This window comes from Kribbella sindirgiensis (assembly GCF_004331435.1).
In the GTDB taxonomy this organism is placed as follows: Bacteria; Actinomycetota; Actinomycetes; order Propionibacteriales; family Kribbellaceae; genus Kribbella; species Kribbella sindirgiensis.
The window spans coordinates 221,963-242,398 of the sequence record NZ_SJKA01000002.1; the positions used below are offsets into that span (position 1 = coordinate 221,963).

18 protein-coding genes are annotated in these 20,436 nt (G+C 68.8%); 7 read left to right on the forward strand and 11 right to left on the reverse strand.

What is annotated here, in order from left to right; translation table 11 throughout:
* Positions 1–14 precede the first annotated feature (14 nt).
* The gene (locus E0H50_RS05590; protein ID WP_131285483.1) at positions 15–743 is read right to left on the reverse strand and encodes a 3-hydroxybutyrate dehydrogenase; all 729 of its coding nucleotides are present in this window, start codon (positions 741–743) and stop codon (positions 15–17) included.
* A gap of 146 nt (positions 744–889) precedes the next feature.
* Between E0H50_RS05590 and E0H50_RS05595 the strand changes: the two genes are divergently transcribed.
* Entirely contained in the window at positions 890–3,145 is a 2,256-nt protein-coding gene (locus E0H50_RS05595) for an FdhF/YdeP family oxidoreductase (protein WP_131285485.1), read from the forward strand.
* On the opposite strand, the gene E0H50_RS05600 is transcribed toward E0H50_RS05595, so the two are convergent.
* Positions 3,126–4,277: an MFS transporter gene (locus E0H50_RS05600; RefSeq protein WP_238150790.1), complete on the reverse strand. Its 1,152-nt coding sequence runs from the start codon at positions 4,275–4,277 to the stop codon at positions 3,126–3,128. The genes E0H50_RS05595 and E0H50_RS05600 overlap by 20 nt on opposite strands.
* Before the next feature lie 67 nt (positions 4,278–4,344).
* Between E0H50_RS05600 and E0H50_RS05605 the strand changes: the two genes are divergently transcribed.
* Complete coding sequence (locus tag E0H50_RS05605) at positions 4,345–4,938, forward strand: CGNR zinc finger domain-containing protein (RefSeq protein ID WP_131285487.1); 594 nt, start codon at positions 4,345–4,347, stop codon at positions 4,936–4,938.
* On the opposite strand, the gene E0H50_RS05610 is transcribed toward E0H50_RS05605, so the two are convergent.
* From E0H50_RS05610 to E0H50_RS05620, 3 genes are all read right to left on the reverse strand, one after another.
* On the reverse strand, positions 4,898–5,593 hold the full coding sequence (locus tag E0H50_RS05610; RefSeq protein ID WP_131285488.1) for a nucleoside/nucleotide kinase family protein: 696 nt from the start codon (positions 5,591–5,593) through the stop codon (positions 4,898–4,900). The genes E0H50_RS05605 and E0H50_RS05610 overlap by 41 nt on opposite strands.
* Positions 5,594–5,662: 69 nt before the next feature.
* Complete coding sequence (locus E0H50_RS05615) at positions 5,663–7,867, reverse strand: MMPL family transporter (protein WP_131285489.1); 2,205 nt, start codon at positions 7,865–7,867, stop codon at positions 5,663–5,665.
* 545 nt (positions 7,868–8,412) lie between these two features.
* Positions 8,413–8,949: a M48 family metallopeptidase gene (locus tag E0H50_RS05620; RefSeq protein ID WP_131285490.1), complete on the reverse strand. Its 537-nt coding sequence runs from the start codon at positions 8,947–8,949 to the stop codon at positions 8,413–8,415.
* Between the two features lie 523 nt (positions 8,950–9,472).
* Here E0H50_RS05620 and E0H50_RS42775 point away from each other — a divergent pair.
* The gene (locus E0H50_RS42775; protein WP_012922897.1) at positions 9,473–9,631 is read left to right on the forward strand and encodes a DUF5679 domain-containing protein; all 159 of its coding nucleotides are present in this window, start codon (positions 9,473–9,475) and stop codon (positions 9,629–9,631) included.
* A 114-nt stretch (positions 9,632–9,745) separates the two neighbouring features.
* A complete protein-coding gene (locus tag E0H50_RS05625) occupies positions 9,746–11,059 on the forward strand; it encodes an ABC1 kinase family protein (RefSeq protein ID WP_131285491.1) in 1,314 nt (437 codons plus the stop codon).
* Here the strand turns inward: E0H50_RS05625 and E0H50_RS05630 are convergent.
* Both E0H50_RS05630 and E0H50_RS05635 read right to left on the reverse strand, forming a co-directional pair.
* On the reverse strand, positions 11,046–12,518 hold the full coding sequence (locus E0H50_RS05630; protein ID WP_131285492.1) for an MFS transporter: 1,473 nt from the start codon (positions 12,516–12,518) through the stop codon (positions 11,046–11,048). The genes E0H50_RS05625 and E0H50_RS05630 overlap by 14 nt on opposite strands.
* Positions 12,519–12,598: 80 nt before the next feature.
* Complete coding sequence (locus E0H50_RS05635) at positions 12,599–13,573, reverse strand: alpha/beta fold hydrolase (RefSeq protein ID WP_131285493.1); 975 nt, start codon at positions 13,571–13,573, stop codon at positions 12,599–12,601.
* 29 nt (positions 13,574–13,602) lie between these two features.
* On the opposite strand from E0H50_RS05635, the gene E0H50_RS05640 reads away from it, so the two are divergent.
* Positions 13,603–14,130, forward strand: coding sequence for an NUDIX domain-containing protein (locus tag E0H50_RS05640; protein WP_131285494.1), 528 nt, complete (start codon positions 13,603–13,605; stop codon positions 14,128–14,130).
* A 66-nt stretch (positions 14,131–14,196) separates the two neighbouring features.
* Here the strand turns inward: E0H50_RS05640 and E0H50_RS05645 are convergent, their stop codons facing one another.
* From E0H50_RS05645 to E0H50_RS05660, 4 genes are all read right to left on the reverse strand, one after another.
* Positions 14,197–14,337 (reverse strand): hypothetical protein, encoded by a 141-nt coding sequence (locus E0H50_RS05645; RefSeq protein ID WP_238150791.1) that lies wholly within the window; start codon positions 14,335–14,337, stop codon positions 14,197–14,199.
* Between the two features lie 108 nt (positions 14,338–14,445).
* Positions 14,446–14,733 (reverse strand): WhiB family transcriptional regulator, encoded by a 288-nt coding sequence (locus E0H50_RS05650; RefSeq protein WP_131285495.1) that lies wholly within the window; start codon positions 14,731–14,733, stop codon positions 14,446–14,448.
* A gap of 149 nt (positions 14,734–14,882) precedes the next feature.
* Complete coding sequence (locus E0H50_RS05655) at positions 14,883–15,080, reverse strand: hypothetical protein (protein ID WP_131285496.1); 198 nt, start codon at positions 15,078–15,080, stop codon at positions 14,883–14,885.
* A gap of 362 nt (positions 15,081–15,442) precedes the next feature.
* Positions 15,443–17,569, reverse strand: coding sequence for an ATP-dependent DNA helicase UvrD2 (locus tag E0H50_RS05660; protein ID WP_131285497.1), 2,127 nt, complete (start codon positions 17,567–17,569; stop codon positions 15,443–15,445).
* A 102-nt stretch (positions 17,570–17,671) separates the two neighbouring features.
* Between E0H50_RS05660 and E0H50_RS05665 the strand changes: the two genes are divergently transcribed.
* Positions 17,672–17,911: a mycoredoxin gene (locus tag E0H50_RS05665; protein WP_131285498.1), complete on the forward strand. Its 240-nt coding sequence runs from the start codon at positions 17,672–17,674 to the stop codon at positions 17,909–17,911.
* Between the two features lie 153 nt (positions 17,912–18,064).
* Positions 18,065–20,392: an NHL repeat-containing protein gene (locus E0H50_RS05670; RefSeq protein ID WP_238150792.1), complete on the forward strand. Its 2,328-nt coding sequence runs from the start codon at positions 18,065–18,067 to the stop codon at positions 20,390–20,392.
* Positions 20,393–20,436: the final 44 nt, after the last annotated feature.

The window sequence follows — 20,436 nt, forward strand, 5'->3', positions numbered from 1 at the left end:
GGCGGGCTCCTGAGTTAGTGGGCGGTCCAGCCGCCGTCGAGTACGAACGAGCTCCCCGTGATGGAGGCGGACGCGGGGCCGCACAGCACGGCCACCAGCTCCGCCACTTCGGCCGGTTCGATCAGCCGCTTCACCGCGACCGGCTCGAGCAAGACCTTGTCCAGCACCTCTGACTCGGACAGGCCATGAGTCGCGGCCTGGTCCGCCAGTTGCGCGGTGACCAGCGGAGTGCGGACGTACGCCGGGTTCACACAGTTGCTGGTCACACCGTGCGCGGCACCTTCCAGTGCGACGACCTTGCTGAGTCCTTCCAGCCCGTGCTTCGCAGCGACGTACGCCGCCTTGAACGGACTGGCCCGGAGCCCATGGACCGAGCTGATGTTCACCACACGACCCCAGCCGGCGCCGTACATGTGTGGGAGCGTCTGGCGGATCAGCCGGAACGGCGCCTCGAGCATGAGCCGCAGGATGTAGCTGAACCGCTCCGGCGGGAACTGCTCGACCGGTGCGACCTGCTGGACCCCGGCGTTGTTCACAAGGATGTCCACGTCGCTAGGGAGGTCAGACAGCCGCTCCAGGTCGGACAGGTCGGCCACGACCGTCTCAACGCCGTCCAGCGCGTCCAGACCGGCTTGGTCGAAGTCGACGGCCACCACGTGGACGCCGTCCGCGGCCAGGCGCTGGGCGCAGGCGGCGCCGATACCGGACGCGGCGCCGGTGACGAGGGCTCGACGGGTCTCCATGGCCGATGACTGTAGGAATCCAGGCCCCGGCGCACTATGGGATCCGGGCACATAACCCTGCCCGAAGACGTGGAGCAAGGGGCCACTTGTCCACGACCCCGGCTATCAAAGCAGCGCGTCACGATAGGTGGACCTATTGTTGAAACATGGTCGATATCGAACATCCGAAGAAGAAGGCCGCCGGCGTCCCCGCGGTGCTCTCGTCGTTCAAGTTCGGTTTCCGGGAGATGGGTCCCGCGCGGACCGGCAAGGTGTTCTTGAAGATGAACCAGGACGGCGGGTTCGACTGCCCGTCCTGCGCCTGGCCGGATCCTGACCACAAGCGCAAGCACGCGGCCGAGTTCTGCGAGAACGGCGCGAAGGCGGTGGCCTGGGAGGCGACCCGTAAGCGGGTCCCGCGGGCGTTCTTCGCCGAGCACCCGGTCGAGGCGATGAACGAGATCTCGGAGTTCGACCTCGGCAAGCTCGGCCGGATCACCGAGCCGATGCTGCTGCGGGCCGGTGCCACGCATTACGAGCCGGTCGGCTGGGACGAGGCGTTCCAGGTCGTCGCCCGGCATCTGAAGGCCCTCGTCGACCCCGACGACGCCGTCTTCTACACCTCCGGCCGGACCAGCAACGAGGCCGCGTTCCTCTATCAGCTCTTCGTCCGGGCCTACGGCACCAACAACCTGCCCGACTGCTCGAACATGTGCCACGAATCGTCGGGTACGGCGCTGTCGCGGGTGATCGGCAGCGGGAAGGGCGCCGTCACCCTCGAGATGCTGGAAGAGGCCGAGCTGATCGTCGTGGTCGGCCAGAACCCGGGCACCAACGCGCCCCGGATGCTCAGCCATCTCGAGATCGCCAAGCGCAACGGCGCCGAGATCGTCGCGGTCAACCCGCTGCCCGAGCCCGGCCTGATGAACTTCAAGAACCCGCAGGCCGCGCGCGGCTGGGTCGGCAAGGGCACCAAGCTCGCCGACCAGCACCTGCAGATCCGGATCGGCGGCGACCAGGCGCTGTTCCTTGCCATCGGCCACCTTCTGCTCGAGGCCGAGGCGGAGAACCCGGGAACCGTGCTGGACAAGTCCTTCATCGACTCGCACACCAGTGGGTTCGAGCTCTACGCCAAGCACGTCACCGAGATCGACTGGCCCGCGGTCGAGCAGGCGACCGGGCTGCGGCGCGCCGAGATCGAGGAGCTCACCCAGCGGTTCATCAAGTCCAAGGCGACGGTGATCTGCTGGGCGATGGGCCTCACGCAGCACCGCGAGGCCGTCGCGACGATCAGCGAGATCGTCAACGTCCTTCTCCTGCAGGGCAATATCGGCAAGCCGGGCGCCGGCCCGTGCCCGGTGCGCGGCCACTCGAACGTGCAGGGCGACCGCAGCATGGGCATCTGGGAGAAGATGCCGGACGCGTTCCTGGACCGGCTCGATCACGAGTTCTCGTTCACCTCTCCGCGGGCGCACGGTATCGACGCGGCGGAGACGGTGAAGCGGCTGCGGGACGGCGCCGTGCGGGTGTTCGTCGCGATGGGCGGAAACTTCGCGTCCGCGACGCCGGACACCGAGGTCGTGCTTCGCGGTCTGCGGGCCTGCGACCTGACCGTGCATGTGTCGACGAAGCTCAACCGGTCGCACACGGTCACCGGGCGCGAGGCGCTGATCCTGCCGACGCTCGGTCGCACCGACCACGACCACACAGCGGCCGGTCCGCAGTCGGTCACGGTCGAGGACTCACAAGGCGCCGTACACCTCTCGACCGGGAACCTGATCCCGCCCGGTCCGGAGATGAAGTCGGAGATCGGCATCATCTGCGGGCTGGCGCAGGCCGTCGTACCTTCGGTCGGCGAGATTCCGTGGGCCGACTTCGCGGACGACTACAGCCTGATCCGGCAGCGGATCGGCCGGGTCGCCGACGGGTACGAGGACTTCGAGAATCGGCTGCGCGCCAACGAAGGCGGATTCCTGCTCGCGCATGCGGCGCGGGACAAGCGGGAGTTCAGGACGTCCGACGCGCGAGCGCAGTTCACGGCGAACGAGCTGACCTGGTTGCCGACCGAGCCCGGCCGGTTGCTGCTGCAGACGTTGCGCAGTCACGACCAGTTCAACACGACGATCTACGGCCTCGAGGACCGCTACCGCGGCATCCACGGGACCCGCGAGGTCGTCTTCGTGCACCCGGACGACCTGGCCGAGCTCGGCCTGCAGGACGGCGGGTACGTCGATATCGTGAGCGAGTTCCAGGGAGTCGAACGGCGCGCCTCGCACTTCCGGCTGGTGTCCTACCCGACGGCTCGTGGTTGCGTGGCGGCGTACTACCCCGAGACCAACGTCCTGATGTCGGCCGACGACCTCGCGAAGGGCAGCAACACGCCCGTGGCGAAGGGCATCACCGTCAGGCTAGAAGCTTCCTGAACCACGGTTGGAGTACGGCGAGCACGGCCGCGACACCCGCGGTCGTGAGCCAGAGCCCGGCCGGGCCTGCGGACTTGAGCAGTTGAGTCACGGTGATCGGCGCGATCGTGGTCGCGATGCCCCAGCTCAGGCCGAAGACCGCGAGGTAGCGGCCGCGGGCCTCGTCGGGCGCCAGGCCGGACGCCTGGGTCAGGTAGCGGGTCAGCAGAAACAGCTCACCGAGGCTCCACAGAACCGACGCGAGCAGGAACACGCTGAGGGTGTGAGCGACCGCGCTGACCACCAGGCCGGCAGCGACCAGCACGTAGCCGATCGCGATGGCCCGGAAGTCGTCGAGGTGCTGCACGCGGAGCACCCGTTGGGCGACGATCAGGGTGACCGCGGACACCGCGAGGATGATGCCGGTGCCGGACTTCGGGAGTCCATGCTCGAGCAGCGTGAGCGGTACGCCGATGATCAGCTGCATGTAGATCGTGGCGAAGACCGTGCCGCCCGCGAGCAGCAGGAGCAACCGCCTGTCTCGCCAGACTGCGGCGGGGCGGTCCGCCGGGCGTTCCCGGCGTACGTCGGCCGGCAGCGCCAGCGCGACCAGTGCGGCGCAGGACAAGCAGGTGATCGCGTCAGCGACGAAGAGCCAGCGGAGGTCCCAGTGGCTGATCGCGGCCGCGAGCAGACCTGCCAGTACGCCGGCCGCTGCGAGCGCCGCGCTGTACAAGCCGTAGGCGGCGGGGCGGTCCTCGGGCTCGGTGACGTCGGCGATCATCGCCTGGCTGGGCGGCTCGTAGATCTCGAACGCGAGCCCGAGCAAGACCGTTGCGAGGACGGCGGACCAGAGGGCGTGACTGAGCGCGATCCACAGCTGGGCGATCGCGCAACCCACCAGACCGAGGACGATGGTGCGGCGGCGACCGAGGCGATCGGCCAGCTGACCGCCGAGCAGCCGGGACGGGATGGTCGCGACGCCGAACACCGCGAGGATCAGGCCGACCTGATCGAGCGAGGCCTTGAACTCGACCGCGAGCACCACACCGAGGAACGGGAGCGTGAACGCGCCGATCCGGTTCACGGCGCGGGCGACGACCAGGATCCACACCGCCCGGGAGAGCCCTCGTGCCGCGACAGCTACGTTCACTCGAACTCCCATGACTATCTAAGTGGTTATGATCGGTCACGCAAGCTCGAGCCTACGGAGGTACAGCGTGACTGGTCAAGTGTCTTTTGATAGTCATGCCCGGAGTGTGCTGGCGGCATCGGTCGAGTACGTGAACCGGCTGACCCCCGGATACTCCGGCGGCCTCCCGTACGACGCTCCGGCCGACGAACCGGACGCGGTCACGGCAGCCGTCGCCGAGGCGCTGACCGCGATCGGCCATCCGCCGAAGTCGGTCCCGCTGGACGATGCCCGGCGGCTCGTGCGTCTGGCAGGCCGGATGCGGATCGTGTTCGAAGCCGCGAGCTCCGGCGATCTGGATGCGGCGGCGACGGAGATCAACGCGTTGCTGGTGGACACCAACGCGCGCCCGCAGCTCGACCGCGGCAAGGACCGCCCGTGGAGCCTGCACTTCCACGGCCCCGACGAGCAGCTCGCGAACGGCTGGGCCGCCGGCTGCGCGGCCGGCCTGGCGCTCGCCGTCGGAAGCGACCTGGCCGGACGGCTAGGCGTGTGCGCAGCACCGCACTGCGACCGGGTCTTCGTCGACGTGTCGAAGAACGGTCAACGCCGCTTCTGCTCCCCCCAATGCCAAAGCCGCGTCAAGGCCGCAGCACACCGAGCCCGCCAGCAGGCCGGGTAAGGACCGGGTTGTCCGGATCCTCGTTGTTCACGACCAGTTGCGCTCGTTCGGCGGGGCAGACCTGGGCGACGTACAACTGCTCGCCCGGGATGTACCTGTTGCGGTAGCGCTCCTCGGCGGCCGCCGGCGAGTCCATCCAGGCTGCGTCACGGGCGGCACCACGGCGCAGCACAGTCTCGAAGCTGACGTCGACGTAGATGCGAAGATCCCAGAATGCGTCGAGCTCCGGGCGCTGCAGGAACCCACCGTCAGCGACCAGGATCGCGTCCGGCGCGGCAGTTCGAACAGGTGAGTCGAGGGCGACCCGGGCGTTGGCCTCACGAAGCCCGGCCGTGTACCGCCGATCACCACCCGCCCCGAGCGGCACGAGCAACCGCTCGCGGATCCCGTCGTAGTCGTACATCTCGAAGTAGTAGCTCTCCGCCGAATCGATCGGATACCCCGTCCGCAACTCCGGCGCCCGCTTGAAGTAGTCGAGCCCAGCGCGAACAACCTCCCGCCCACTCCGCCGCCGCAACACATCCGCCAGCTCATCGGCCAACGTCGTCTTCCCAGCCGCCGAACACCCATCCACCCCCACCCGCACCGGATGCTCCCGCTCAACGCCCAGCACCACACCGGCCAGCTCCCCCAGAACCTCATCCCGGTTTCCCATGCGCAGCATCCTCCAGCACAACAGCGGCCCCACCCGAACGAGTTTCGGGTGGGGCGTCGTACTGATCGTTCAGCCGACGGGGGTCAGTTCGCGTTCCTCCTCGGGGGCGGGTGGGGTTGGGGTGGCGTGTTTGGCGGTTTTGCCGCGGAGCCACTTCGGGGCCCACCAGTTGGCGTCGCCCAGGAGGGTCATGATGCTGGGGAGGACGACGGCGCGGATGATCGTGGCGTCGATCAGGATCGCGACCGCCAGGCCGACGCCCAGCTGCTTCATGTCCAGGGTGCTCAGAGTGGCGAAGACCGCGAAGACGCCGATCATCACCGCCGCCGCGCTGGTCACCACGCCGGCCGAGCCGGTGATGCCTTCGGCCACCGCCTGCTTGGTCGGTACGCCCCGCAGGACCGCCTCACGGATCCGGCTCACCACGAACACGTGGTAGTCCATCGACAGGCCGAACAGCACCACGAAGAGGAACAGTGGCAGCCAACTGACGACCGCGCCGTTCGACCGGAAGTCCAGCAGGCCTTCGGCCCAGGTGTTCTGGAAGACCGCGGTGACGACGCCGTACGCCGCACCCGCGCTCAGCAAGTTGAGCCCGATCGCCGTGATCGCGACGACCACCGACCGGAACGTCACCATCATCACGATCATCGTCAGCAGCAGCACGAACCCGATCACCAGCGGCAGCTTGTCCCGCGTGTGGGCCGCGTAGTCGACGTCCGCGGCCACGAACCCACCGACCGCGTACTCGACTCCCGGCACCTTGCCGACCGTCTCCGGCATCAGCTCCTTGCGCAGCTTGGACAGCGAGTCCCGTGCCTGGTCGCTACCGCCCTCGTACGGCGTGGCGACCTCGAGCGTCGCGACCGTGCCGTCCTTGGAGAACCGCGGCTGCTCGAGACCGTCCGATGCGTAGAGGCTGTCGCCCTTGGTCCGCTGCATCAGCTCGGCCAACGCGGCCTTCACCGCGGGCTGCTGATTCGCAGGCGCCCGTACGGCGACCTCGTGGCTCGTGCCCGTGCTGGGGAACGCGGCCGTCAGCCGGTCGTACGCCTTCATCACCGAGGTCGTCCGCGGCAGATCCTCCGTCCCCGGGAACTTCAGCGTCATCCCCAGCGCCGGCGACGCGACCGCGAGCAGTGCGGTGACGGCGACCAGCAGCGTCGCGATCGGGTGCTTCAGGGCCGGCTTGAGGACCATCGGCCAGAACCGCGGCTCCTTGTTGCCCGCCGTCAGCCGCCAGACCAGCGGGATCCGCGGCTTGTCCACCCAGCGCCCGAGCTTCGCCAGCACGGCCGGCAGCACGGTCAGCGAACCGACGACGGCCACCGCGACGACCAGGATCGAGCCGACCGCGAAGGAGGAGAACACCGCGTCGCGGGCCAGGAACAGACCCGCCATCGAGATGATGACCGCCGTACCCGAGACGACGACCGCGTGCCCCGAGGTCGCCGCCGCGATCTCGACCGCGTCGACATGGCCGCGGCCTTTGGCGCGTTCCTCCCGTTCGCGGCGCAGGTAGAACAGCGAGTAGTCGACGCCGACCGCCATACCGATCAGCAGGATCACGCTGTTGACCGCGTCCACCGCCGGGACCAACTGCGAAGCCGCTGCCGACAAGCCGATCGCGGCAGCCACCGCGGACAGCGCGAGCACCAGCGGGACGGACGCGGCGATCAGCGCACCGAACGCGATCAAGAGGATCGCGAGCGTCACAGGCAGGCTGAACATCTCGGCCCGCTTGAAGTCCTTGCCCAGCGTCTCGTTGAGCGCCTTGCCGATCGACAGCCCGCCGACCTCTTCGATCCGCAGGTCCGGGTACTGCTGCTGGACCTTGGCGGTCGTGTCGAGCAGCGGCTGGACCCTGGCGTCGTCGTCCGAGCCCTCCGGCACGTCCTTCATCGTCACCCGGACGATCACCGCGTCGTTCTTCGGCGACGGCATCGGCTGTCCGACCTCCGCGACCCCACCGAGGGCGCGCATCTGCTGGATCACCACCGCCGCCGCCTGGTTCGCCGCCGTGTGGTCGAGTTGTCCGGACGGCGCCGTGATCAGGACGCTCTCGACGTCCGGGTCGTCGAAGTTGCCGGACTTGACGATGTTGTCCGCCCGGGTCACCTCACCGATGTCACCCTCGTTCTTCGACTCCTTGGTCCCGGTCACCTGCCCGAGCGCGAAACAGGCGATCACGACGACAACCCACATCGCGATCGCCCGCCACGGATGGGTAGCGCTCCAGCGCGCCGCCCGTACCGTGATCTGTCCCCTGGCCATACGTTCCCTGCCCCTCTGCGCACCCACCGGCGCCCCACCCAGCGCTCCCTGGCGTGGCGCTGGCTACGGGAAGAAGCCTGGCTGCCGCAGGCCGGTCGCGACCATGCAGGAAACCCCCGAGGTCCCCCTGGGGCAGACCCCACCCCACCCTTTCTCGTACGCCGTACGCACCCCGGCCCACCCCACCCCACTTTGAGCACCGACCAACCGTTCCCGACCACCGCGAACGGTCGGCCCGTGCCCAAAGTCGACCAAACGCGCAAGCAAGCGGCGGGGGCCCCAACTTTGTGCATGACATCCGTACGCGACACGCCGCCCCAGTGCGGACTGGGTGCACAAAGTCGAACGAAGCGCGGGCGGAGCCGAGGTGGGCAGTACGCCGTACGCGCGACCGACCGCCCCTCCCCCGACTCCACGGCCCAACCTTGAGCACCGGCCAACCGTTTCCGGCCGGCGCGAACGGTTGGCCGGTGCTCAAAGTCGAACGAACGCGCGGGCAGCCAGGTGGTGGGCGGCTGGCTCGACTTTGTGCATGGGGGTGGGGGTCAGAAGTCGTCGAGGTCGAGGGACGACGCTGCGGAGACGCCCTCCAGGTACCCCTCGGCGCGCTCAGCCTTCGGGTAGCGGTGGACGAGGTCCCAGAAGGTCGCGTTGTGGGTCGGCTCGATCAGATGGGCGAGCTCGTGGACCAGGACGTAGTCGACGACCCAGGCCGGCATCGACTGCAGACGGGTCGACAACCGGATCGATCGGTCCGCCGGAGTACAGGATCCCCACCGTCTGTTTTGGTTCGAAACCCACCTCACCGACGCAGGTTCGGGCACTTCCGGGAGGTGGCGACACGCGAGTTCGTGTGCTCTGGCCAACAATTTTTCGTCCGACACGCGCGATCGGCTGCGCTGCTTCTCGAGTCGCGCCAGCATGGTCTCGACCCAGCGCGCCTCCTCGGCGGCGGACAGCCGGTCGGGCATCAGCACGACCACCCGGTCGCCGTCCCGGTACGCGCTGACCGTGCGCTTGCGGCGCTTGCTGCGACGGATGTCCACGTGAGGCGGGATCGGGCGCAGTGGAGAGTCGGCCATGGCTCAAAAATGTACCCCCCGAATCCGACAACTTTCTTCGGTCCACATCCTGTGCATCGACGTTTCCGCAGGTCAGACGCCAGATCTTGACCCCTGCGACTCTGGTTGTTCACATCCTGTTCCCCCGCCCGTCCACAGTGCCCGGCGGCGCGTCCCACAGGTTGCGCACAGAGTTATCCACAGGGGTGGACAACCCGGGCTTGCCACCGCCGCCGGTACCTCCTAGCGTCATCGGCAACAGGCTCCCGGACCGCCTCCGGGGCCGCTCGGAGGGGAAGCCGAGTGGTCGCGGAGGCGGATCACCGGGAGCCTGTTCCGCGCCGGCGAAAGTTTCGGTAAGGGCTTTCCTCGGGGGAATCACGCGGCACGCGGACCAGCAGGTGCGCTTGAGCCAGCGCCAGGAGGCCGTAGGGTGAATCCCGACTGGGCCGAACGGCCTACGGCAGGACGGTCTGCCGTTAGCATCCAACGACTGCCCGGGGCGAGACCCCGGGCTGGAATTCAGAGCAAGGAGAGGGCCCTCATGGCAGAGACCTGGAGCGGCGAGTTTTACTGCGTCAAGTGCAAGGCCAAGCGCACCGCCGACGGCGAGGTCAAGGTCAACGACAAGGGCACGCGCATGGCGAAGGCCAAGTGCCCCGAGTGCGGTACGAACCTGAACCGGATCCTCGGCAAGGCCTGACGCACCAGCACCAAGTCGTCGTAGAGGCGGTGTCCGGCACGTTGCGCGTGCCGGACACCGCCTCTCGTCGTACCCGGAGTCGGAGCAGCTTGGGTGACCGGACAGAATGGGATTGTGTCGGACCTTCCTCGTAAGGCGCTGAGCCGGACCGCGAAACTTGCCAGCCTGCCGCTCGGTGCCGCCGGGCGGGCGACGGTCGGCCTGGGCAAGCGCATCGGCGGCGCGCCCGCCGAGGCCGTGTACGCCGAGTTCCAGCGCCGGACCGCCGACCAGTTGTTCGCCGTCCTGGGCGAGCTCAAGGGCGGCGCGATGAAGTTCGGGCAGATGCTCAGCCTGATGGAGTCCGCGATGCCGGAGGAGCTCGCGGCGCCGTACCGGGCGACCCTGACCAAGCTGCAGGACTCCGCCCCGCCGATGCCGGCCTCGACTGTGGACACGATCCTGAGCCGGGAGCTCGGCAAGCGCTGGCGGGACCGTTTCGACGAGTTCGGCGAGGTGCCCGCGGCCGCGGCGTCGATCGGCCAGGTACACCGCGGACGGCTGAAGGACGGTCGTGAGGTCGCGGTCAAGCTGCAGTACCCGGGCGCCGCGGAGGCCCTGCGCGCCGACCTGCGCCAGTTGGGCCGGTTCGGGCGGACGATCGGGACCCTGATCCCCGGCCTGGACGTGAAGCCGCTGATCGCCGAGCTCCAGGAGCGGATCGGCGAGGAGCTCGACTACGACCGCGAGGCGCAGGCCCAGCAACAGTACGCCGACGCGTTCAAGGACCACCCGGAGTTCGTGGTCCCGCGGGTCGTCAAGCACTCCCCCGCGGTGATCGTGTCCGAGTGGATCGAGGGCCGCCCGCTGTCGTCGTACATCACCGACGGCACGCCCGAGGAGCGGGACGCGATCGGGCTGAAGTACGTCCGGTTCATGTTCAGCGGGCCGAAGTACGCCGGTCTGCTGCACTCCGACCCGCATCCGGGCAACTTCCGCGTGCTGCCCGACGGCCGGCTCGGTGTCGTCGACTTCGGGCTCTGCGCACGGCTCCCGGACGGCCTGCCGCCGGCGATCGGGCGGCTGCTGCGGATCTCGCTGAAAGGTGACGGCCTCGCGGTCCGCGACGGGCTCAAGGCCGAGGGCTTCATCAAGCCGCGGATGGAGATCGACCCGGATCAGCTGATGGACTACCTCGCGCCGTTCGCGGAGCCGGCCCGCGAGGAGACCTTCCAGTTCAGCCGGGACTGGATGCGCGCGCAGGCGAACCGGACCGGCGACTTCCGGTCCCCCAACGCGTCGCTCGCCCTGCGCCTCAACATGCCGCCGTCGTACCTGCTGATCCACCGTGTCTGGATCGGCGGCATGGCCGTCCTGTCCCAGCTCGAGGCCGAGGCGCCGTTCCGTTCGGTCCTGGAGGAGCTGCTGCCCGGGTTCAGCGACGACTGAGCGCGGGCAGCGCGCGCAGGGTGACCGCCAGCAGGATCGCCTTCGCGGCCAGCGCCACCGCGGTGATCGCGGCGGCCACGTGGAGCCCCGAGGTGAAGGCGTCGCGGGCCTGCTCCAGTACGTCGGCCGGTGCGCCCTGGCTGACCGCTTCGCCCAGCGAGTTGCCGCCTTGACCGTCGGTACGGCTGCGGTAGACGGCGGTGACCACGCTGCCGAGGACGGCGATGCCGAGGGAGTACCCGAACTCGTTACCGGTCTGGGTCAGTGCACCGGCGGAGCCTGCCTTCTCAGGCGGGACCGAGCCGATCACCAGGTTCGTCCCGAGAATGACCAGCGCGCCCGGCCCGACGCACTGCACCGCGAAGGCGATCACCAGCACTGTGGTCGACGTGGTCAGGGTGACCATGGCCATCCCGGCCACTGCGAAGGCGACACCGGCCGGAATCAGGATGCCCGGGCGGATCCGCTGCGCCAGCCGCGGCGCGAGCTGGAAACCGATCGTCGACGTGATCATGCCCGGGACCAGCGCCAGACCGGCGTCGAGCGGGCTCATCCCCTTGACGAGCTGGAAGTACTGCGCGATGAAGACCATCACGCCGCCGGACAGCATCGAGTACGCCGTCATGCTGCCGAGCGTGACGCTGAACGTCCGCCGGGTGAACAACCGCACGTCCACCAGCGGGTCGTCGAGCCGCCGCTGACGCCGTACGAAGATCAAGCCGAAGGCACCGCCGACCAGCAGGGCCCCGATGGACTGGGCGCCGGCGCCGTGCGAGGCGAGGTGCTTCAGGCCGTGGATGGCCGGCAGGATCGCGGCCAACGAGAGCAGGACACTCGGTACGTCGATGCGCCCGGCCTGCTCGTTGCGGTACTCCGGGAGGATGAACGGCCCGACCGCGAGTAGAACCACCATCGCCGGGACCCCGATCAGGAAGGCCGAGCCCCACCAGAAGTGGTTGAGCAGCACGCCGCCCACGATCGGTCCGACGATCGCGCCGACGGTGAAGCAGCCGCCCCAGACACCGAGCGCCGTGGCCCGCCGCCGCTCGTCCGGGAACAGCGTGGAGATCAGCGACAGCGTGCACGGTGCGATCGCTGCGCCGGCGATGCCCAGCACCGCGCGGGCGCCGATCAGCATGCCGGGAGTGACCGAGTACGCCGCGACGATCGAGGCGACCCCGAACACGGCCGCGGCGATCAGGAGCAGCCGGCGGCGCCCGAGGCGGTCCCCCAGGCTGCCCATCGTGATCATCAGGCCGGCGACCATGAACCCGTACACGTCCAGGATCCACAGCTGCTGGCTGCTGGTGGCGCCGAGCGCCTCGGTGACCGCCGGCACGGCCAGCAGCATCACGAACAGGTCCAAGGACACGAGCAGCGAGGCGAGACACAGTACGCCCAGCGCGATCCACTGCCGCTTACCGGTGCCCACGGGGTCCGCCACGAGGCTGAAGGTCATGATCCGGGGTCCTTTCACAGGAGTGTTGTCACTCCTGCGTCGAGCGGATCACCCCGCGATCGACACCGGGTCCAAAAGTCTCACCAGAAGACCGAGTCGAGCTTCCCCTCGATGCTGCGGACGTTCTCCCGGGCACACCGGTCGCAGTACAGCAGCTTGCGGCCGTCCTCGACCGAGGTCATCCAGGTCAGCGGCACGTCCTCGGACGCCGCCTGCTGGCCACACAACGCACAGGTAGCTCTGCTCACGCGGATCAGTGTCGCACCAGCGGCCTGCAGGAAGCGCCGTACCTCCGTCGTGAACGCTTCGGGAGCCTCGATGTTGACCTCGTGGCCCACGCCGGGGAGCACCACGACCTCTGCGGCAGGAATCGCCGACCGGAGCGCTTGAGCAACCGTCCTGACCGGGGAGCGGTCGTCGTGCTCGCCCCAGAGCAGCAGCGTGGGGACTGCGATCGTGGGCAACACCGCGTTCAGGTCCGCCTCGGCGAACGCGGTCAGCATCGGCAGGAGCCCGCCCGGACGACTGTCGAGCATCATCGACCGCACCAGTTCCAGCGCCCCGTCCGGCGGCGTCCCGGCGAAGAAGGTGGGGAGATACGCGTCCATCCACTCAGCCGGCGGCCGCTCCGCCTCGGCCAGCACCCGCCGTACCCGGGCCTCGACTTCCTCGGGCGGCAGGGAGCCTTTCCAGCCTGCGTAGGCGCCGACCAGGATGAGCGACCGGACCAGCTCCGGGTGGCGCTGCCACACCGCGAGAGCGAGGCCGCCGCCCCACGAGATGCCGCACAGATGCGCTGCCTCGACGCCCAGCTCGGCGATGAGAGCGGCCAGAGCGTCGGCGTAGTCGGCCATCGTCATCTCACGGGGAGGGTCGTCGGAGCCTCCGCAGCCTGGCGCGTCCCAGGCGATCACGTCGAAACCGTCGCTCAGGCCGGCGAGCTGGGGTCCCCAGGCCCGGCCGTCACTCCACCCGCCGTGCAGGAACACCAGCGCGGGCCCGGCACCGGCCCGGTGGTACGCCATCGTCCGGCCGTCGACCTCGACCAGCTTCATCGTTCCGACCTCCCCCTATGCTCCTCAGCATGCGCTGGGTGATCCACGGTGAGGAAGAGGCTTGGGGGAATCGGTGGCTGAGCGTACGGCGCTTGGACGTCGAGCAACCCGACGGCGAGCGGTTCGACTACCACGCCGTACGCCTCAAGGACATCGCCGCCGCGGTCGTCACCCGGGACGAGTGCGTGCTGCTGATGTGGCGGCACCGGTTCCTGACCGACACCTGGGCGTGGGAGATCCCGATGGGGATCATCGAGGCCGGCGAGAGCCCGGAGGCTGCCGCGGCGCGGGAGCTCGAGGAGGAGACCGGGTGGCGGGCGGACGGCCTCAGCGAGCTCATCCGCTCGGAGCCGGCCGCCGGGATCATGGACTCGCGGCATTTCGTGTACCGGGCGACCAGCGCTACGCGGATCGGTGAGCCGACGGAGCTGAACGAGTCGGACCGGATCGAGTGGATCCCGCTGGCCGACGTCCCCGGCATGATCGCCCGGCACGAGATCGTCAGCGGCATCACGCTGGTCGGTCTCCAGCAGTTGCTGTTGTCCGAACGTGGCTGAGGGGCGGCATCCCCTGTGGATGCCGCCCCTCAGTGATTCAGCTGGTCAGGCTGTGGTTCTGGTGGATCAGACGAGGCGGGCGAGTGCGAGGCGCGCGCGTGCGCTGGCCCTCTCAGCTCGCCGGCCGGCCCGCTCGGCCTGCTTCTGCGCCTTCTCGATCTGGTGAGCGAGGCGGAAGCGCCGGTTCTGCTCTGCGTCCTTCAGCAAGGAACGACAATGAGCACGGGCGAGATCTTCGTGAAGTAAATGCATTTCGGTGCTCCTGGTGAAAGTCTGAGTGGTCACGTTGACTCGATTCGGATGGGTTGTAGTCGTTCAGGCGGCGGTTACGGTGTCACTCTTGCGGGGACGCCCACGGGGCCGCTTGCGCGGAACCACCACACCTTGGACGAACAGCTCGCCACCCCACACTCCCCACGGCTCGGAACGCTCGAGCGCTCCGGCCAGGCACTCGGCCTTCAGCGGGCAGGTCGTGCAGAGAGACTTCGCGTACTCGACGTCCGCCGGCGATTCGGCGAAGAAGAGTTCTGGCGCGTAGGACCGACAGGGCAGGTCCTGCGACGTTGCGACCTCGGTGAAGACATCGAGGAAGCTCACGCTCATTCCGGTCACCTCCCAGTGACTTTTGGTTGCTGATCTCTTGTCGTCGGTGACGGCTGCCGGGTGACGGCCGCCAAATCTTGGGGACAAACAAAAGGGCCGCGGGACCCTTGGTGGGTTCCGCGGCCTGGAGGTGCCGGCTCTGACGTCTGTCAGACCGGTGGACTCCATGCTCGAGAACCCGAACCGCCGTACTTCACATCGCCGACAGCTCCGCCCTGGAACTGGGCAGCGCCGGAAGCCATGAGCACAACGGTCGCGACGTGCAGGCGCGGCGAGGCACCCTGAATCGGGGCGCACGGCAGCGCGGCAGCGTCGCTGAACGGCTTCTTGACCGTGTTGGTGATCATTTCCAGGGCACCTCCTCTCGTTGTGGCGAAGCGGGCGGTTAGCTCGATCGCTATGGTGGTTTGAAGTTTTCGGCCAGGCTTCGACCGCAGAAAGAACAGTACGCCGTCCGCGCCGGAGCCCGCAAACTATTTAACGCCAGTTCGCGAAGTTGGCCGGAAGTTGCCGCTCCGGCGGCAAGATCTCACTGCCGGCGCAGGCTACGAACCGTCTTTCGGCACGCTCCGGGTCGCCATCCGCACGCTCCGGGATCGTTGCCTCTGTCACCTAACTGCCACGTCTGCCAGGAGCAGAACACGGCACGTCCTCCAGGATGCGCCGCGGATCTCGTGCCTGGCAACAGGTTTGCCCGAACGGGCACCCGTCAGCGGGTGCACAGGTTCAGAATGTGCTCGCCGTACTTGGTCAGCTTGGTGTGACCGATGCCCGGGATCTGCCGGAGCGCCTGGGCGTCACCGGGCCTGGTCTCGGCGATCGCGGTCAGGGTCGCGTCGGTAAGGATCACGAACGCCGGCATCTTCTCGGACTCCGCCTGCTCGGTGCGCCACTCGATCAACGCGTCGTACAGCTTCTGGTCGATCGAGGACGGGCAGTCCTCGCAGCGGCCGAGCTTGCGGGCACCGGGGTCGGTCAGTCCGCGGCCGCAGACCCGGCACTTCGGGATCGGCCGGCCGGACTTCTCGGACCGCTCGGAGCGGGACGGTCGCTCCCAGCCCACGGACGACGACGGGGTCCACTCGGAGCGCGCCGTACGGACGCCGATCGGGTCGAGGAAGCGGGTCGGGCCCCGGGTGCCGCGGCCGCCCGGCGAGCGGGAGGTGGACCAGCTGATGAACAGCTGCTGCTTGGCCCGCGTCACGCCCACATAGAACAGCCGCCGCTCCTCCTCCACCTGCGCCGGCGTCTGGGCGTAGCTGATCGGCAGTGTCCCCTCGTGGGCTCCGACGATGAAGACGGACTCCCACTCCAGGCCCTTGGCCGCGTGCAGCGTCGCCAGCGTGACACCTTCCGCGAGCGGCGCGTGCTGGATCGTGGCTCGCCGGTCGAGCTCCGCCATCAGCTCCGGCAGCCGGGCCTCCGGATGCGCCGCAGCGAAGTCGGCTGTCATCGTCACGAGCGCGCTCAGCGACTCCCAGCGGTCCCGCACCGCACCGGTCCCGGTCGGCGGCTCCTGGGTCCAACCGGCCCCGGCCAGCACGCCCGTCACCGTGGTGACCAGGTCGTCCCCGGCTTCACCGGCCTTCGCCTGCCCGCGCAGCAGTACGGCGGCCTGCCGGATCTCCGCGCGCTCGAAGAACCGCTCCGCACCCTTGAGTACTGTCGGGATCTTCCGCTCGGCCAGCGCCTGCTCGAAGTTCTCCGACTGCGCGTTGGTCCGGAACAGTACGGCGATGTCGCGCAACGCCACGCCCTCGTCCTTGAGCCGTACGACGGCCCGCGCCACCGCGTCCGCCTCCGCGACCTCGTCGGAGTACTCGCGGTAGACCGGAACCGGACCGGCCTCTTTCTGCGATCGCAGCGTGACCCGCCCGGGCAGCCCGGTAGGACCGGCCGCGTCGAGGATCTTGTTCGCCACGTCCACGATCTGCGGCGTCGACCGGTAGTCGCGGACCAGCTTGATCACGGTCGCGGACGGGTGCCGGGACGCGAACCGCACCAGGTTCTCCGGGTCGGCGCCGGCCCACGAGTAGATCGTCTGCGCCGGGTCGCCGACCACGCAGACGTCCTCGCGGCCGCCGAGCCACAGATCGAGCAGGCTCTGCTGCAGCGGCGAGACGTCCTGGTACTCGTCCACGACGAACGTGCGGTACTGCCGCCGGATCTCGGCCGCCACCCGCTCGTCCTCCGCGAGCAGCGCGACCGTGCAGAGCAGGACGTCCTCCAGGTCGATCCGCCCGCGCTCCAGCTTCACGTCCTCGTACGCCGCGAAGATCCGGGCGATCGTCGGCGGGTCGAAGGCCGCCAGCGCCCGCGCCGACTTGGGCGCCAGTCGCGCGTAGTCGTCCGGCCGGACGTTGCTCACCTTGGCCCACTCGACCTCGCCGGCCAGGTCGCGCAGCGCGGGCGTGTCCACCCGGACGCGGCACCGGGACGCGGCCTCGGTCAGCAGCGGGAACTTGCGGTCCGCGATCGGCGGCAGCTCCCCGCCGTACACCTTCGGCCAGAAGAAGCGGGCCTGCCGGAGCGCGGCGGAGTGGAACGTGCGGGCCTGCACGCCCTGGACGCCGAGCTGCGCGAGCCGGCCGCGCATCTCCCCCGCGGCCCGCTGGGTGAACGTCACCGCGAGCACCCGGACCGGGTCGAACGTCCCGGTGCGCACGCCGTACGCGATCCGGTGGGTGATCGCCCGCGTCTTGCCCGTCCCAGCACCCGCCAGCACCGCGACGGCGCCGTGCAGGGTGGTCGCGACCGCCCGCTGCTCCGGGTCGAGGGCCTCGAGCAGGCTCTCGGCGGAAGCGGATCGTGTGAAGTCGCTCACGGGCTGAGACATGCGGGAACAAGCACCACCTGCGGCATGGTTCGAATACGTCGAAGGCAACCCTAGACGGGCGGCCCGACAAAACCCCCTCCCCACTCCTCAAGGAGTCCGCCGATGTCGGCATTCACGATGTACTCAACGCCTTGGTGCGGCTACTGCCACCGACTCAAGGGCCAGCTCAAGAGAGCCGGTATCGAGTTCACCGAGATCGACATCGAGCAGGTCCCGGAGGCCGCCAAGATCGTCGAGAAGGTCAACAACGGCAACCAGACGGTGCCGACCGTGGTCTTCCCCGACGGCACCGCGATGACCAACCCGTCACTGGCCCAGGTCGCGGAGAAGCTCGTCGCCTAGGTCCTGTCTGGACCACCAGACAGGACCTGACAACTGACTCAGGTCATATCGCCTGAGTTATGGACTTTACGGTCATGACCGTTATACCTTGCGCTGAACGCCGTCGCAGGGAGTCCGCCCATGTTCTCGCGCCGTTCATTCCGTCGTGCCTTCATGACCTTCACCGCAGTACTCGGCCTGCTCGCCACAGGGGGTCTGCAGGCAACCGCAGCCCCGCCGGGTGACCTGCCGGAGCCGTTCCCGTCGGAGAACTGGCCGCTCGGCACGCCGACGCGACCGATCGCGCCGTCCGCCGCCGATGTCATCAAGGACCTCGGCTCGCCGGTCAGCTCGCTCACGATCATGGAAGGCGCGATCGGCCGCACGCCGGACGGCCGCGATGTCGTGTACGCCGTACCTGCGGGTGAAAACGCCCGTTTGAACGTGGTCGACCTGCACAGCCGCCAACTGATCCGCACTGTGCCGCTGGCCGGGGCCGCCGGCGGCTGGGCGATCGTCGTGACGCCGAACGGTGACGTCTACCTCGGCACCTACGCGAACGCGCACCTGTACCGCTACAGCCCCGTGACCGGCGAGGTGACCGACCTGGGTCAGCCCATCCCCGGTCAGTCCCAGATCTACGGCCTCACCTCCGACCAGGCCGGCAACGTGTACGCCGGGACGTACCCGAACGCCCACGCGTTCAAGTACGACGCGACGACCGGTGAGGTCACGGACTACGGCTCGCTGGACCCGGTGCAGCAGTACGCGCGGTCCACGGTCTACGACCCCGACCACAACAAGCTCTTCGTCGGCGTCTCCACTCCGAACGCCAGACTGCTCCGCATCGACCCCGACACCAAGGTGGTCGAGGACATCACTCCCCCCGGGACGACGGCGAAGGACTTCATCGACCTGGACTACGCCGGCGGCAAGGTGTTCGCGAACGCCAGCAGCCGCCTGGTGGTGGTCGACGCGGTGACCGGCGAGCAGGTCAAGTACACCGACAGCACCACGGGCCAGCAGGTGATGGACTACCCGATCGCTGCGCGCGGTGTCTCCGCTGCCGGACCAGGTGGCGTCTACTTCACCAACAACACCCTGTCCCTCACGCACTACGACCTGGACACCAACACGGTCGGTCCGGTCTCACCGCCGCGCACACTGACCCGTGGCGCGTCCATCGGCTACGGCTGGGTGACCGAGAACGGCGTACCGGTGCTGTACGGACTGGCCGGCAACTACTCCGGTGGAACGTTCCGCTACAACCCGGCGGACGGGACGCTCGCGCAGTGGAGCTCACCGTTCCAGTACGTGCCGTCGCCGCTCATGCACACGCTGGCTGACCCCAGCACCGGCAAGGTGTTCGTCAACGTCTATCTGAACGGCGCGACCTCCGTCTACGACCCGGCGACCGGCAAGTCCACAGTCACCACCCGGCAGGGCCAGGTAGAGGGCTGGGCCTGGGACGGCGCCGGCAAGATGTACGTCGGTATCTACCCGTACGGCCGGCTCTCGCTCTGGGACCCGACCCAACCGGACAGCCCGACCAACCCGAAGGAACTGTTCAGCCTCGTCGACAGCGACCACCAGAACAGGCCGGTCGCAGTGGTCCCCGCCGGCAACCGCGTGTACGTCGGCACCACACCGGCGTACGGCGAGTACGGCGGCGCGCTGACCGTGTACGACGTACCGACGGGCAGCCACACGGTCTACCGCAACCTGGTGACCGACCAGACCATCTCCTCCGCCGTACCCTCCGGTGCCGACGTCTGGGTGGGCTCGAGCATCGAGGGCGGTCAGGGCACCGAGCCGCGGGCCAGCGAGGCCCATCTGGTCAAGGTGAACCCGTCCACAGGAGAGGTGCTCGCTGACGTCGTTCCGGTGTCCGGAGCGGCCAGCATCAACGAGCTGGTCACCGGACCGGACGGCAACATCTGGGGTCTGGCCGACGGCATCGTGTTCGCCATCGACCCGTCGACCGGCGCGGTGAAGCGGTCATTGCCTGTCTTCAGCGGATACACCGGCTCGCAGGACGGCGCCCTGTCCTGGCGAGACGGCTACCTGTACGGCGTGACCGGCGGCCGGCTGTTCGTGCTGGACATCCTGGGCGGCCAGACGACCGTTCTGCGCGACCACGGCCTCAACCGCCTGACTCAGACGCCGGACGGCACCTACTACACGCTGCTGCGTCCGGACGGCTACATCAACCCGACCAACCTGGCCTCGTACACGCCACCGGTCGACGGGTGTCCGCAGTCCGACCTCCGGCCGACGGTCTGGACCGGGAACATCGACAGCCACGTCCAGAACCGCTTCCTGACCTACGGCTGCACGTTGACCGACGTACTGCCGGACGCTGAGGCGGACTGGCCCAGCCACAGCGCCTACGTCAGCGCGGTCGCGAAGAAGGTCCAGCAGCTCCAGTCCGACGGCTCCATCGAGCGTTGGGAAGGCACCCTCATCGTGGTCGCCGCGGCCCGGTCCGACGTGGGCCGGTAGGTCCTGTCTGGTGGTCCAGCGCCGTAGCGAGGAGGTGCTCGGTG